Annotated in this window: 12 protein-coding genes; 7 read left to right on the top strand and 5 right to left on the bottom strand. The window is 53.2% G+C overall.

The window, feature by feature from the left end:
• Nucleotides 1-226: 226 nt before the first annotated feature.
• From OGV65_RS24590 to OGV65_RS24575, 4 genes are read left to right on the top strand one after another with little or no spacing between them, the layout of a single operon-like run.
• Nucleotides 227-655 carry a GlcG/HbpS family heme-binding protein gene (locus tag OGV65_RS24590; protein ID WP_137351843.1) on the top strand — a complete coding sequence of 143 codons (429 nt, stop codon included), beginning with the start codon at nucleotides 227-229 and terminating at the stop codon, nucleotides 653-655.
• Nucleotides 656-677: 22 nt separating this feature from the next.
• Nucleotides 678-1,841 carry a 1,3-propanediol dehydrogenase gene (gene dhaT / locus OGV65_RS24585; protein ID WP_016157511.1) on the top strand — a complete coding sequence of 388 codons (1,164 nt, stop codon included), beginning with the start codon at nucleotides 678-680 and terminating at the stop codon, nucleotides 1,839-1,841.
• A 16-nt stretch (nucleotides 1,842-1,857) separates the two neighbouring features.
• The gene (locus OGV65_RS24580) at nucleotides 1,858-2,211 is read left to right on the top strand and encodes a glycerol dehydratase reactivase beta/small subunit family protein (RefSeq protein ID WP_049040240.1); all 354 of its coding nucleotides are present in this window, start codon (nucleotides 1,858-1,860) and stop codon (nucleotides 2,209-2,211) included.
• On the top strand, nucleotides 2,212-2,742 hold the full coding sequence (locus OGV65_RS24575; protein WP_016157513.1) for a cob(I)yrinic acid a,c-diamide adenosyltransferase: 531 nt from the start codon (nucleotides 2,212-2,214) through the stop codon (nucleotides 2,740-2,742).
• Here OGV65_RS24575 and dhaR read toward each other — a convergent pair.
• Nucleotides 2,720-4,645 carry a dihydroxyacetone kinase operon transcriptional regulator DhaR gene (dhaR, locus tag OGV65_RS24570; protein ID WP_286455538.1) on the bottom strand — a complete coding sequence of 642 codons (1,926 nt, stop codon included), beginning with the start codon at nucleotides 4,643-4,645 and terminating at the stop codon, nucleotides 2,720-2,722. The two genes, OGV65_RS24575 and dhaR, sit on opposite strands and share 23 nt — an antisense overlap.
• Before the next feature lie 92 nt (nucleotides 4,646-4,737).
• Nucleotides 4,738-5,835 (bottom strand): glycerol dehydrogenase, encoded by a 1,098-nt coding sequence (locus tag OGV65_RS24565; RefSeq protein ID WP_016154586.1) that lies wholly within the window; start codon nucleotides 5,833-5,835, stop codon nucleotides 4,738-4,740.
• 561 nt (nucleotides 5,836-6,396) lie between these two features.
• On the opposite strand from OGV65_RS24565, the gene OGV65_RS24560 reads away from it, so the two are divergent.
• Nucleotides 6,397-8,055, top strand: a complete 1,659-nt coding sequence (locus OGV65_RS24560) for a glycerone kinase (protein ID WP_047499186.1) — start codon at nucleotides 6,397-6,399, stop codon at nucleotides 8,053-8,055.
• 65 nt (nucleotides 8,056-8,120) lie between these two features.
• Here OGV65_RS24560 and cfa read toward each other — a convergent pair whose 3' ends face one another.
• Nucleotides 8,121-9,275 carry a cyclopropane fatty acyl phospholipid synthase gene (gene cfa, locus OGV65_RS24555; protein ID WP_019077741.1) on the bottom strand — a complete coding sequence of 385 codons (1,155 nt, stop codon included), beginning with the start codon at nucleotides 9,273-9,275 and terminating at the stop codon, nucleotides 8,121-8,123.
• Between the two features lie 67 nt (nucleotides 9,276-9,342).
• On the opposite strand from cfa, the gene OGV65_RS24550 reads away from it, so the two are divergent.
• Nucleotides 9,343-10,191 carry an AraC family transcriptional regulator gene (locus OGV65_RS24550; protein WP_047418149.1) on the top strand — a complete coding sequence of 283 codons (849 nt, stop codon included), beginning with the start codon at nucleotides 9,343-9,345 and terminating at the stop codon, nucleotides 10,189-10,191.
• Here OGV65_RS24550 and OGV65_RS24545 read toward each other — a convergent pair whose 3' ends face one another.
• Nucleotides 10,192-10,965 carry a siderophore-interacting protein gene (locus tag OGV65_RS24545; protein WP_019077743.1) on the bottom strand — a complete coding sequence of 258 codons (774 nt, stop codon included), beginning with the start codon at nucleotides 10,963-10,965 and terminating at the stop codon, nucleotides 10,192-10,194.
• A gap of 236 nt (nucleotides 10,966-11,201) precedes the next feature.
• Here OGV65_RS24545 and OGV65_RS24540 point away from each other — a divergent pair, with 236 nt between their 5' ends.
• Entirely contained in the window at nucleotides 11,202-11,849 is a 648-nt protein-coding gene (locus tag OGV65_RS24540) for a PadR family transcriptional regulator (RefSeq protein ID WP_170973718.1), read from the top strand.
• A 53-nt stretch (nucleotides 11,850-11,902) separates the two neighbouring features.
• Here OGV65_RS24540 and OGV65_RS24535 read toward each other — a convergent pair whose 3' ends face one another.
• On the bottom strand, nucleotides 11,903-13,423 hold the full coding sequence (locus OGV65_RS24535; protein WP_016154592.1) for a methyl-accepting chemotaxis protein: 1,521 nt from the start codon (nucleotides 13,421-13,423) through the stop codon (nucleotides 11,903-11,905).
• Nucleotides 13,424-13,769: the final 346 nt, after the last annotated feature.

Below are 13,769 nucleotides of genomic sequence, written 5' to 3'. Positions count from 1 at the left end.
GTTTCATATTGAAACGCGGCTCAGGAATATTCACCGCGAATTGTGACGAGGTTAAATGATCATTATCAATAAACGCCGCAACAGGAAACTGAAGGTAATATTTTTGAAATTCCCACCCTATTGACTTAATAACGCGGGGCGAGAAAATAAGATAAAGCCAATGATAAAAATAGCTGTTGCGCGATATTTTCGTGACCTCAGCCCTACAACCTTTTCAGGAGAGACTGTGAATAAGAGCCAACAAATCGCCACCATTACGCTGGCGGCTGCAAAGAAAATGGCGCAGGCCGTCGAGGCTAAAGCGCTTGAAATCAACGTTCCGGTGGTGTTTTCCGTGGTGGATCACGGCGGGAACACGCTGCTAATGCAACGTATGGACGACGCGTTTGTCACCAGCTGTAATATCTCTCTTAATAAAGCTTATACCGCCTGCTGCCTGCGACAGGGTACCCATGAAATTACCGACGCGGTACAACCAGGTGCCTCTCTATATGGCTTGCAGCTCACCAATCAACAACGAATTGTTATTTTTGGCGGCGGTTTACCTGTCATATTAAACGGCAAAGTAATCGGTGCCGTTGGTGTAAGTGGCGGTACCGTCGAACAAGACAGATTATTAGCAGAAACCGCATTGAATTGTTTCTCTGAATTATAATTTAAATCTAAGAAGGTATATTATGAGCTATCGTATGTTTGATTACCTGGTGCCAAATGTGAACTTCTTTGGCCCCAATGCTATTTCCGTGGTCGGCGAACGCTGCAAACTGTTGGGCGGTAAAAAAGCGCTGCTGGTCACTGATAAAGGTCTGCGGGCGATTAAAGACGGCGCGGTAGATAAAACCCTCACACATCTGCGTGAAGCCGGTATTGACGTCGTGGTTTTTGACGGCGTTGAGCCAAACCCCAAAGACACCAACGTGCGCGACGGCCTGGAGGTCTTTCGGAAAGAGCATTGCGACATCATCGTTACCGTTGGCGGCGGTAGCCCGCATGACTGCGGTAAAGGCATCGGTATCGCCGCGACTCACGAAGGGGATCTCTACAGCTATGCCGGGATTGAAACCCTGACCAACCCGCTGCCGCCGATCGTTGCGGTGAATACCACCGCCGGTACCGCCAGCGAAGTCACCCGCCACTGCGTGCTGACCAATACCAAAACCAAAGTGAAGTTTGTGATTGTCAGCTGGCGCAACCTGCCGTCGGTCTCTATTAACGATCCGCTGCTGATGCTCGGCAAGCCAGCCCCACTGACTGCGGCCACCGGGATGGACGCCCTGACCCACGCCGTGGAAGCCTACATTTCCAAAGATGCCAACCCGGTCACCGACGCTGCCGCTATCCAGGCGATCCGCCTGATCGCCCGTAACTTGCGCCAGGCCGTGGCGCTGGGCAGCAACCTGAAAGCTCGCGAGAACATGGCCTACGCCTCCCTGCTGGCGGGTATGGCCTTCAACAACGCCAACCTCGGCTACGTTCACGCGATGGCGCATCAGCTTGGCGGTCTTTACGATATGCCGCACGGCGTGGCGAATGCCGTACTGCTGCCGCACGTAGCGCGCTATAACCTGATCGCTAACCCGGAAAAATTTGCCGACATCGCAGAGTTTATGGGCGAAAACACGGACGGACTCTCCACCATGGATGCCGCCGAGCTGGCCATTCATGCTATTGCCCGCCTCTCCGCCGACATCGGTATTCCGCAGCATCTGCGCGATCTGGGCGTCAAAGAAGCCGATTTCCCGTATATGGCGGAAATGGCGCTGAAGGACGGCAACGCCTTCTCCAACCCGCGCAAAGGGAACGAGAAAGAAATTGCCGAGATCTTCCGTCAGGCATTCTGATAACGCAGGGGGCGCAATGTCACTTTCATCACCGGGCGTACATCTGTTTTATCACTCACGCTGGCAGGGTACTCGCGTGCTTGATGAGCTGTGTTGGGGGCTGGAAGAGCAAGGCGTTCCCTGCCGGGCAATCTGTTGCGACGATCATGACTGCGCGCTGGCTCTCGGCAAACTGGCGGCCAAAAGTTCGACGCTGCGCGTGGGTCTCGGTCTCAACGCCACCGGTGATATTGCCTTAACCCATGCCCAGTTGCCCGAGGATCGGGCGCTGGTCTGCGGGCATACCCGCGCCGGGACAGCACAGATCCGCACGCTCGGCGCCAATGCCGGTCAACTGGTTAAAGTTCTTCCCTTCAGCGAGATAAAATAAATGTACCGCATCTATACCCGAACCGGCGATAACGGCACGACCGCGCTGTTTGGCGGCAGCCGTATCGATAAAGACGACATCCGCGTTGAGGCCTACGGCACGGTGGATGAACTGATTTCCCAGCTTGGCGTCTGCTATGCCAGCACGCGCCAGGCCGAGCTACGCCAGGAATTGCACGCTATGCAGAAGATGCTGTTCGTACTGGGGGCGGAACTCGCCAGCGATCAGAAAGGACTCACACGCTTAAAACAGCGTATTGGCGAAGAGGATATTCAGGCGCTGGAGCAGCTTATTGACCGCAATATGGCGCAAAGCGGCCCGCTCAAAGAGTTTGTTATTCCGGGGAAAAATCTGGCATCGGCACAGCTGCACGTTGCGCGAACCCTGACGCGTCGGCTGGAGCGGATCCTCATCGCGATGGGCAGAACGCTGACGTTACGCGATGAGGCCAGGCGTTATATCAACCGGCTGTCGGATGCGCTGTTCTCGATGGCCAGAATCGAAGAAACTACTCCAGATGTTTGCGCTTAAACTGGCTGGCATCGATGTCGTACTGCTTCATCTTACGCCACAGGGTGGTGCGACCAATATTCAGCAGTTGCGACATCTCCTGAACACGCCCACTGGTCACGCGGGCGGCATGGATAATCGCCTCTTTCTCGATGGCGGTAAAGGTCAGGCTGGCGGGCAGCAGTGAAGACGCCGTCTCCAGACCAGGGCGTTCGGCAAACAGATAATCCGGCAGATTGCTCAGCCGAATATGGCCGTTATCACTGCTGATGGCGATGTTTTCAATAATGCTGTTCAGCTCAAAATCATTACCCGGCCACGAATAGGCCACCAGTTGTGCCAACGCGTCGTCGTCGATCTTCAGGCTGGATGAAAAGCGTTTTTTCAGGCTATTCAACCGCGTATAAATCAGCGATGGAATACTGTTACGCCGCGCCCGCAGCGGCGGGATAACGATCTCAAAAGAGTGCAGCGCGTAATACAACTGACGGCTAAAGCGGTTTTGCTCCACCAGATTCGCGAGATCAACCGTGGTGGTGGCGATCACTTTGACATCCACCGGAATCAGCCGCCGGGCATCCAGGCGGGTTAAAACCCCCTGCTTGATCACCTGCAGCAGCGCGGATTGTAACTCCGGCGCCAGATATTCAATTTTTTCAAGAAACAGCGTGCCGCCGTTCGCCAGTTCAAGACGGCTCAGCCGACCGTTTTCATCATCAGTGGGCGCACTGCCCATAAAATCCTGCCCCAGTACGCTGTTGGCATACAACTGGCAGTTCACGGCGATATACGGCCCGCTGGCGCGTTCGCTTTCATTGTGAATGGCCTGACTCAGTAGCTCTTTACCGACGCCCTCTTCCCCGCACAGCAGGATCGGGAAACTTCCCCTCGCCGCCTGACGACCAAAGTGGATCAAACGTCGGGTTTCTGGATCGTCTGTCGACATCTGCTCAAAGGTATGGCTCACCTTGCCGAGCTGGCTGGTCATCAGCTGACGCATTTGCTCCACCGGATGCAGCAGCAGGATAAAGCTGTTGCCCTGCTCTTCAACAATCGGTTTCAGGGTGATGACGGCATCAACAAACTGGTGCTGGCTTTCAAAGGTGACTTCGACATGATTCAGGCCGCGGGCATGTTTGATCGCCCGACGCAGCAGCATGGGGAGATTGAGCAGGTCATTAATATTCTTCCCCTGGCTGGCCTGCGCGTCGAGATGCAAAAGCAGCGCCGCGCGCGCATTGAGGAACTGCAATACGCCCTGTTCGTTCCAGGCCATCACGCCATCATCCATACTCTCCAGCAGCCCGTACATCTGGTTCAGATGGCGGTTGGATTCAGCCAGCAGGCTGTCAGTCAGCAATGAGTTGCCGACTTCTCTGGCAATCGCCAGCGTCAGGGATAAATCAGAAACGCACTCATGCTCTACCAGACAGCACAACGAGATGGAGCCAAACAGTCGACCATGGTTATCGAATACTGGCGTAGAGCAGAACGACCACGGATGCAACGCCTGTTTAAAGTGCTGATCGCCAGAGGTTTTTGTCGGTTGCCCCGGCATCGTCGCCAGCGACAACGCGCAGCTGCCAATAATGCTTTCCGCACAGTAACTGCCGTCGCGAAAACCGAGCTCCGCCAGTTGCTGCACCGTCTGCGGATCGCCGCAACGGCTGAGAATACAGGCCGATTCATCCAGAATTAGCAACGCGCACGGACGGCCGTCCATAAACTCCCAGGCATCTTCCAGCGCGGCCTGAGCAATCGTCAGCAGCGCCGTTTTGCGACGACAGATCGACTCAAAGGTCAGGCCCTGCGCCTGATGCGGCGCCTGCCAGGTTTCCCGCTGCATAAACTTGCTGCAACGATGCCATGACTGGGCAATGACCGAAGAGACTTCCTTCCCAATGTCCTGAGTGTGCGTCGTCATATCCCTTTCCGCTGTTTTACCATAGACAACCCCTCCGGCAGAGACTGTCAGAGGGGGGAGAAGATGCCGGATAAAAACTTACCGACGACTGATTAACGCGCCAGCCACTGCTGTCCCAGCAGGTCTGCCGTCAGTATCGCGGCATGTACGCTTTCAGGCGTCACCGGGAACGGCATATTGTGGATGGTTTCACCTTCTGCGCAGGTCGCTTTGGCCACGGCCATGATCTTGCCGTCAATGTCGTCTTTCACGCCCATTTCCGCTAACGTTACCGGCAGGCCTACTTTCTGACAGAAATTCAGCACGGTTTCGATCTCTTCCATCGGGCTGTTTTGCAGCACCAGCTGCGCCAGCGTACCAAAGGCGACTTTTTCACCGTGGTACAAATGGTGACACTCTTCCAGAATCGTAAAACCGTTGTGGATAGCATGCGCCCCTGCAAGACCGCTGCTTTCAAAGCCGATGCCGCTGAGGTAAGTGTTCGCTTCGACAATACGCTCCAGCGCATCAGTCACCACGCCAGCCTGCGCGGCAAATCGTGCCTTTTCGCCTTCCGCCAGCAGGGTATCATAGCACAGGCGCGCCAGGCTCAGCGCCGCTACGGTGGACTGTCCGCCCGCCATGCTGGTCGCTCTGGCGTCATAACAGGCTTTCGCTTCAAACCAGGTTGAGAGCGCATCGCCCATCCCGGCCACCAGCAGGCGTACCGGCGCTTTGGCAATGATTGCGGTGTCCATCACCACCATATCCGGGTTTTTCGGGTAGATCAGATACTCTTCAAACTCACCGGCTTCGGTATAGATAACGGACAGCGCGCTGGTTGGCGCATCGGTAGAGGCGATAGTCGGGATCACCACCACCGGTAGCTTCTGGTAGTAACCAATCGCTTTGGCGGTATCCAACGTTTTCCCGCCGCCAATCCCAACCACGCCGCGGCAACCGTGCTGTTTCAGAATGGCAATCAGGCGATTAATTTCAATATGGCTGCATTCACCGTTGAAGCGTTCCGCGTGGCAGCTAATGTCGTGGCTGTGCAGGCCATTGAGTACCTTCTCTCCCGCCAGCTTCATCACGAAGTCATCCGCAATCACGAAAAAGCTGTCCGCCAGATTTTTAGCGTATTGACCAAATAAGGTGGAAGCGTCAGGGCCCTGGAGATATTTGGCTGGAGATTGAATAACTTTTAGCATTCCTTTCATCCTCAAATAAGTACATGTTTTTACATGGTGAGCCCTGGCGTTAACCTGTTTGGCCTGTTGCTGTCGGCAAAAACAGGAGGTACCGGAGCGATGCAGTAACTGTATGGCGAGGCGTGAACAAAAAAATCTTTCGTCATTTTGTTCTGATATGAAACAGATAAAAACGACGCACGTTCCATTCTGGAACGCTTATCCACAAAAATGATAAGGTTTGCGATCCCGATCCGTTCATTTACCCCCAAATCTCCGGCAAACACGAAGCTCAGTTCCTCTTTTACTCATGCAGTTATATTAAAACCGGCAAAAAAAGGCTGGCTGCGCCGTATGAGCGGCGCTGATCGCAGGAGAAAAAAGTCGAGCGAGCTCGCATTATGATCATTCCCCGCTTTTTTAAGTTTCATTTCGGAACAAAAAACAGCATCAACGTTCCGTAATGAAACTCATTTTAGCGTTGTTTTTTTCCACGCTGACTTCGCCAGAATCTCTTCATTGCCTCCGCACCATGATCCTACATTCGGGGGTTTGTCTTTCACTCAACCTCGAGGAGCCGTTATGTCTCAATTCTTTTTTAACCAACGCACCCATCTCGTGAGCGACGTCATCGACGGGGCGATTATCGCCAGCCCATGGAATAACCTGGCGCGTCTGGAAAGCGATCCGGCCATTCGCATCGTGGTCCGTCGTGACCTTAATAAAAATAACGTAGCGGTCATTTCCGGCGGCGGTTCGGGACACGAACCCGCGCACGTTGGGTTTATCGGTAAAGGCATGCTAACCGCTGCGGTCTGCGGCGATGTTTTCGCCTCCCCGAGCGTGGATGCAGTACTGACCGCCATTCAGGCGGTGACCGGTGAGGCTGGCTGTTTGTTGATTGTGAAAAACTACACCGGTGACCGTCTTAATTTCGGTCTCGCCGCCGAGAAGGCGCGTCGCCTTGGCTATAACGTTGAAATGCTGATTGTCGGCGACGACATCTCCCTGCCGGATAACAAACACCCACGTGGCATTGCGGGAACTATCCTGGTGCATAAAGTCGCAGGCTATTTTGCCGAACGCGGCTATAACCTCGCCACCGTCCTGCGTGAAGCGCAGTACGCAGCCAGCAACACCTTTAGCCTGGGCGTAGCCCTTTCCAGCTGTCATCTGCCGCAAGAAACCGACGCAGCCCCTCGTCATCATCCGGGTCATGCGGAGCTGGGTATGGGCATTCACGGCGAACCAGGCGCATCGGTTATCGACACCCAAAACAGTGCGCAAGTGGTGAACCTGATGGTGGATAAACTGCTGGCCGCCCTGCCTGAAACCGGTCGTCTGGCGGTGATGATTAATAATCTTGGCGGCGTTTCCGTGGCCGAAATGGCCATCATCACCCGCGAACTCGCCAGCAGCCCGCTGCACTCGCGTATCGACTGGCTAATTGGCCCGGCCTCGCTGGTCACTGCGCTGGATATGAAAGGCTTCTCACTGACGGCCATCGTGCTGGAAGAGAGCATCGAAAAAGCACTGCTCACCGAAGTGGAAACCAGCAACTGGCCGACGCCGGTCCCACCGCGTGAAATCAGCTGCGTAGCGTCATCTCAGCGTAGCGCCCGCGTGGAATTCCAGCCTTCGGCAAACGCCCTGGTGGCCGGGATTGTGGAGCTGGTCACCGCAACCCTTTCCGATCTGGAGACTCATCTGAATGCGCTGGACGCCAAAGTCGGCGATGGCGATACCGGTTCGACCTTTGCCGCCGGCGCGCGTGAAATTGCCAGCCTGCTGCATCGCCAGCAGCTGCCGCTGGATAACCTTGCCACGCTGTTCGCGCTGATTGGCGAACGTCTGACCGTGGTGATGGGCGGTTCCAGCGGTGTGCTGATGTCAATCTTCTTTACCGCCGCCGGGCAGAAACTGGAACAGGGCGCTAACGTTGTCGAAGCGCTAAATACGGGGCTGGCGCAGATGAAGTTCTACGGCGGCGCAGACGAAGGCGATCGCACGATGATTGATGCGCTGCAACCGGCCCTGACCTCGCTGCTCACACAGCCGAAAAATCTGCAGGCCGCATTCGACGCCGCGCAAGCGGGAGCCGAACGAACCTGTTTGTCGAGCAAAGCCAATGCGGGTCGCGCATCGTATCTGAGCAGCGAAAGCCTACTCGGAAATATGGACCCCGGCGCGCACGCCGTAGCGATGGTGTTTAAAGCGCTGGCGGAGAGTGAGCTGGGCTAAGATGTAACAAGGAGCGCTTCTCAGGTATTTACTGCCTGATGGCGCTTCGCTTATCAGGCAGAACGTTAACGATAAACGCGGATCCCGCCCTCTACGCCGCGACTAAACAGCACCTGCCAAAGTTCAATATCTCTGGCGCGGAAAGCCCCGGCGCAGGCGCATAAATAGTAGTTAAACATTCTTCTGAAGGTGGCGGAATAACGTGATGACAGCTCCGGCCACGCTTGATTAAAGCGCTCGTGCCACGCCATCAGCGTTTTATCGTAATCGCTGCCAAAGTTATGCCAGTCTTCCATCACAAACCGTGATTCGCTGGCTTCGGCAATATGGGAGATCGCCGGTAAGCAGCCGTTCGGGAAAATGTATTTATTGATCCACGGATCGACGCTCATCCCTTTTTTATTGCTACCAATGGTGTGTAGCAGGAACAGTCCGTCCGGTTTTAAACAACGGTCGGCGATGCTGAAATAAGTGTCGTAGTTTTTTGGCCCGACGTGTTCAAACATCCCCACGGAGACAATGCGATCGTAGTGTTTATCGAGGTCGCGATAATCCTGCAGCAGAATCTTAACGTCCAGTCCTTCACAGCGCTGCTGCGCCATTTTTTGCTGCTCTTTGGAAATGGTGACGCCTTCCACCGCCACGCCATAATGACGCGCCGCATATTCCGCCAGCCCACCCCAGCCACAACCAATATCGAGTAAACGCATGCCCGGTTTAAGTTGTAGCTTCTCACAGATCATTTTTAATTTGGCATTTTGCGCATCGTCTAATGTGGTTGCGTCTTTCCAGTAAGCGCAGGAATATTGCATATGCGGATCAAGCATCAGTGCAAAGAGATCGTTACCAATATCATAATGTTCTTTGCCGACAATCCACGCGCGGCTCCGCGACTGCAAATTAAACAGGCGTGCGCTGGCAATACGTAAAATATCTTTCAGGTTACCCGGCATCTGCTGATCAAGTTTTGCTTTCAGGATTTTGCAGAACAGAATATCGAGCCGCTCGCAGTCCCACCAGCCTTCCATATAGCTTTCGCCAAGCCCTAACGAGCCTTGTTGCAGTACCCGTTTAAAGAAACCGGCATGATGAAGTTGAATGTCCCAGGCGCGGGAGCCATTAATCCTGATATCCGCTTGCGAAAGCAGCTCTTTTCCCATTCGGGTCCAGTTATCATTTGTTTCATTGACGATGACAGCATCTGAACAAAGCGAGTTCATGGTATTTACCAAAGGTGGGCTAAAAATTCTTACGCAAGATTATTATGGAAAACAGAGTGTATGTATTATGATCCGCGGACAAGATCTATCGAGCAGCGGACACACCATCGGGAGCATTGACGATTTATTTATGGAAACTCTCGTGCAAAAACAGTGGAACTCCTTCCCGGATAACTCCATGACGGAACTGCCGCAGGATGTTTACTTTCGCTCGTATGTCCTGGAAGCCAATCATCATGTTCCACAGCATTCACACTCTTTTATGCAGTTTCATTTCGCCCGCAAAGGCAGTATGCGTATTGATGTTGCAGGCAAGTGCTGGATAATCCCGGCGCATTATGGCATCTGGATCCCGAATAATACGGAGCATGCGGTTTGGGCATTGGATGATGTGTATTTAGAGAATCTGGATATTAAACCGAGCTTTCTTGAAGAGAGCATCAATGAATGTAAAGTGGTGGCTATCAGTGATTTCGCCAGAGAGTTTATTCATTACGCCACGAATGTAATTTCGGGCCATTATGATAGCCAGTCAAAAGAGGGCAAGCTGGTTAGCGTCCTGGTCGACATTATTCTGCAGCTTCCGGAAGTCGCTTTTGTATTACCCTGGCCGCAGGATCGCGAATTAACTAAAGTTTGTCGAACAATACAAGAATCCCCGGCGCTGGAGCATTCGGTTGAATACTGGGCGCAGCATCTGGGTATGTCTGCCCGTACCTTTTCACGCCATTTCAAAAAAGAAACCGGATTGCCTTTCAGCGTCTGGAAGCAAAAAATGCGTATTCTGGAATCCGTATTAATGCTGAAGAAAAATAAAAGCGTGACCGCCGTGGCGCTCGACGTAGGGTATTCAAGCACCGCGGCATTTAGCTACGCATTCCGCCAGGCGTTTGGCGTTCCGCCATCTAATTACTGATTAACGACGCTGATGCCAGTAAGCCGCTGCGCGAACAAGTTGCTGATCGAACGCCTCGCTTTCAAAGCGAGCACTCAGGTTTTTGACCACCTTACCTTCGCCGGTAATCCAGATGTAATAATCATCTGCAGGTACGCTTAGCTGCGATAAGTGTTCATTCACCGCCTGTTCGTCATGGCCGATAAACCACTGAATAGTAAATCCGTCGAGATGGGCAAAATAGTCCTGGTACGCGGCATCCTGCACGCTTACCAGCGCCGTGACGTTCGGACGTACCGCTAAACGGCTGAGCGACTCCAGGCGTCGGCGCAGCGCAGGCATTCCCGATTCATCACACACGTAAACCTGATACGCATAGTCCTCTGGCACCACCAAAGAACCGCGCGGTCCGCCTACCGTCAGCTTGTCACCCTCGCGGGCATTCATCGCCCACGTACTTGCCACGCCACCGTCATGAATATAGAAATCCAGTGCCAGCTCATGGCGTGCTTCGTCATACAACGGCGTGTAATCACGGGATATCGGACGCACGCCGTCAGCCCAGACAATACCTTCATCGGTGACAACCGGCGGCACAAAGTGGCTGCCCGGTTCAGGGAAAAAGACCTTGGTATGGTCGTCAAAGCCGTGTGAGCTAAAACCATCCAGAGCGTCACCGCCCAGTACAATGCGCTGAAAGCCCGCGCTAATACGTTCTACGCGCAGGACGGTAAGTTCCCGAAAACGCAGTTCATTGCGAACGCGCTGCGGGTAGCGTGAGGTGTTTTTTGTCATTTTTTCGCCTTCGGAAAGATAATACGATATATCTAAATTAATTTTTAAATGATAATGATTGCTAATCAGCAAGATTGCAAGCACTTTTTTGATATAGTCGACTTCTGATTAACCGGCTAACAAACCCCCTTTAAAACAGATAAAAATCATCAACTTAAACAAAAAACATTTTATAGGCTTGCAGCAAAACAATATTTAGATATAAATTAGATATATCTAAAACACATCAGGAGACGATGATGCAAAACCATCATGAAGGTTGCTGCAAGCATACAGAGCACCAACACGAAGGCTGCTGCAAGGGTGAAGGACATCACCACGAAGGCCGCCACAACGAACACCATGCAGGTTGCTGCAAAGGTGAAGAACATCGCCATGAACAGGGTTGTGGACACCGCCACGGTCGCGGCGGCGGTCGTCGCCAGCGCTTCTTCGGTCACGGAGAATTACGCCTGGTCATTCTGGATATCCTGACCCGCGACGCCAGCCACGGCTATGAGCTGATTAAAGCGATTGAAACCCTGACTCAGGGCAACTATACCCCGAGCCCGGGCGTCGTCTATCCGACGCTGGATTTCTTGCAGGATCAAGAGCTGATCACCATCAGCGACGAGGAAGGCGGGCGTAAACAGATAGCGATCACAACCCAGGGCCAGCAGTGGCTGGATGAAAACCGTGAGCATCTGGAACATATCCACGAACGTATTAAAGCCCGCTGCGTGGGTTTTGAATTACGCAAGAATCCGCAGATGAAACGCGCGCTGGAGAACTTCAAAGCCGTGCTGGACCTACGGGTCAATCATGGTGATACCAGCGATGCGCAGATCAAAAAAATCATCGGTATTATCGATCGCGCTGCGCTGGATATTACTCAACTGGATTAATCTACAGAGCAGGCGGAACGCGTTTGCCCTGCGTTCCGCCTTTATCGTTAATATTAATGCAGCACCGTGACTGCATCTTCCAGACGACCAGCGCGATGTTTCACCATCGCGGAAATCTGGGCGCTCTCTTCAACCAGCTCGGCGTTTTTCTGCGTAATGTTGCTTAATTCATTCACTGCGCGAGTCAGGCTCGAAAGACCATCTGACTGTTCCAGCGTTGAGTGACTGATTTGGGCGATCAACTGCGTCACGTTTTGCACCTGCGCCACAATATCATCCATCGTGCGCCCTGCGGCGTGGACCTGGTCAGATCCGGACTGCACCTTATCGGCGCTGGCATCAATCAGCTTGCGAATATCATTGGCTGCACTGGCGCTGCGGCTGGCAAGATGACGCACTTCTCCCGCCACCACGGCGAACCCTTTCCCCTGCTCACCCGCCCGTGCGGCTTCAACAGCGGCGTTCAGGGCCAGAATATTAGTCTGGAAAGCAATATCGTTAATCAGCGTGGTAATGGTGCCGATCCGCTGGGTGCTGTTGGCGATATCATCCATAGTTTTGATGACGGTATCCATCGCCTCGCCGCCGTGCGTCGCCGCGCTGCTGGCTGCAATGGAGAGCTTGTCGGCCGCGGCGGCGGTCTCTGAGTTTTGCTTCACCGATGCCGCCATCTGATTCATAGTGGTCACCGTTTCCTGCACGTTCTCTACGGTCTGCTGCGTATGCTTGTTTAAATCATCGCTGCCTTTCGCCAGCGTTTCGCTGTCGCTGCGCACACAGCTCACCTGACTGGAGACATCATGGATGAGCCAACGGCACATTAGCCCCAGTTGCCCCACCGCTCGCAGCATCAGGCCCAGTTCATCACTGCGGTTAAGATGTGACACGCTGTTTCGTTCACCGGTCGCCACTTTTAGCGCCTGACGAGCGACATTCTCAATAGGACGCACAATCTGCCATTCGAAAATAGCCGTTCCCAGCATCATCACCAGCGCGCTTATCAGTAGTAACGGCCATTCGGCGCCCATTTGCTGCAATGCGGCTGCCAGTACGATAAACATAATTGCCATTACGCTGCGCACTCGCCAGCGAATCGGCAGCGCCGGGAGTTTACCCAGCCAGCCTTTGCGTACCACCAGTCCTTTATGGATACGTCGGTTGCAACGCCCTTCATTCAGCGCTTTATATAAAGGCTCTACCGCCGCAATCTCCTCGTCCGTGGCCCGGGTACGAATCGACATATATCCGGTGACACGACCTTCCCGCACCATCGGCACCGCATTGGCCCTTACCCAGTAGTGATCGCCATTCTTACGCCGGTTTTTCACAATCCCGCTCCATGGCTCGCCCTGTTTCAGGGTGTACCACATATCCGCAAACGCCGCTTTTGGCATATCCGGATGACGAACCAGATTGTGCGGCTTATCGAGCAATTCATTCAGTTGATAGCCACTGACCTGGACAAAAGTATCGTTCGCGTGGGTGATATAGCTTTGTAAATCGGTGGTCGACATGAGGGTGATATCATCATCCAGCGGTGTATTTTGCTGACTAACGTAGGGATGAGAAGACATGATTGCGTCCTGTGCAGGTTATCTGGTTGTTAACTCTTTCGGCTTATGTTATTTCGGCGATAATTTTTTTATCTTTAGTTGTTAAATTTGATTTAGATCGCAATTTGCGATTAAACCTCAAAATCTGTACGCATTCTAATCCATTGATTTAAAATACTTTCATTGAGTAACTATTCAACTACACGTCTACCAACGCACCGTCACAGTGCAAATATTGCTCACTTTTAGCGCAGAAAAGTGCTTTTCCGATCTGTTTTCACGGCCTTAACCTGGGCAAAATGCCAGCAAATGTTAAACATCAGCATTAAATGTTGCATGAATGAGATGTTTCCTGGTGTTTATCCCG

Source organism: Citrobacter sp. Cb004 (assembly GCF_030337065.1).
In the GTDB taxonomy this organism is placed as follows: Bacteria; Pseudomonadota; Gammaproteobacteria; order Enterobacterales; family Enterobacteriaceae; genus Citrobacter; species Citrobacter braakii.
The sequence above is the reverse complement of the archived record's forward strand: the minus strand, read 5'-3'. Positions and strand labels throughout refer to the sequence as shown.

Coding starts and splice junctions, on each gene's coding strand:
- dhaT (WP_016157511.1), top strand. CDS start 678: ATGAGCTATCGTATGTTTGATTACCTGGTGCCAAATGTGAACTTCTTT.
- OGV65_RS24580 (WP_049040240.1), top strand. CDS start 1,858: ATGTCACTTTCATCACCGGGCGTACATCTGTTTTATCACTCACGCTGG.
- OGV65_RS24575 (WP_016157513.1), top strand. CDS start 2,212: ATGTACCGCATCTATACCCGAACCGGCGATAACGGCACGACCGCGCTG.
- dhaR (WP_286455538.1), bottom strand. CDS start 4,645: ATGACGACGCACACTCAGGACATTGGGAAGGAAGTCTCTTCGGTCATT.
- OGV65_RS24565 (WP_016154586.1), bottom strand. CDS start 5,835: ATGCTAAAAGTTATTCAATCTCCAGCCAAATATCTCCAGGGCCCTGAC.
- OGV65_RS24560 (WP_047499186.1), top strand. CDS start 6,397: ATGTCTCAATTCTTTTTTAACCAACGCACCCATCTCGTGAGCGACGTC.
- cfa (WP_019077741.1), bottom strand. CDS start 9,275: ATGAACTCGCTTTGTTCAGATGCTGTCATCGTCAATGAAACAAATGAT.
- OGV65_RS24550 (WP_047418149.1), top strand. CDS start 9,343: ATGATCCGCGGACAAGATCTATCGAGCAGCGGACACACCATCGGGAGC.
- OGV65_RS24545 (WP_019077743.1), bottom strand. CDS start 10,965: ATGACAAAAAACACCTCACGCTACCCGCAGCGCGTTCGCAATGAACTG.
- OGV65_RS24540 (WP_170973718.1), top strand. CDS start 11,202: ATGATGCAAAACCATCATGAAGGTTGCTGCAAGCATACAGAGCACCAA.
- OGV65_RS24535 (WP_016154592.1), bottom strand. CDS start 13,423: ATGTCTTCTCATCCCTACGTTAGTCAGCAAAATACACCGCTGGATGAT.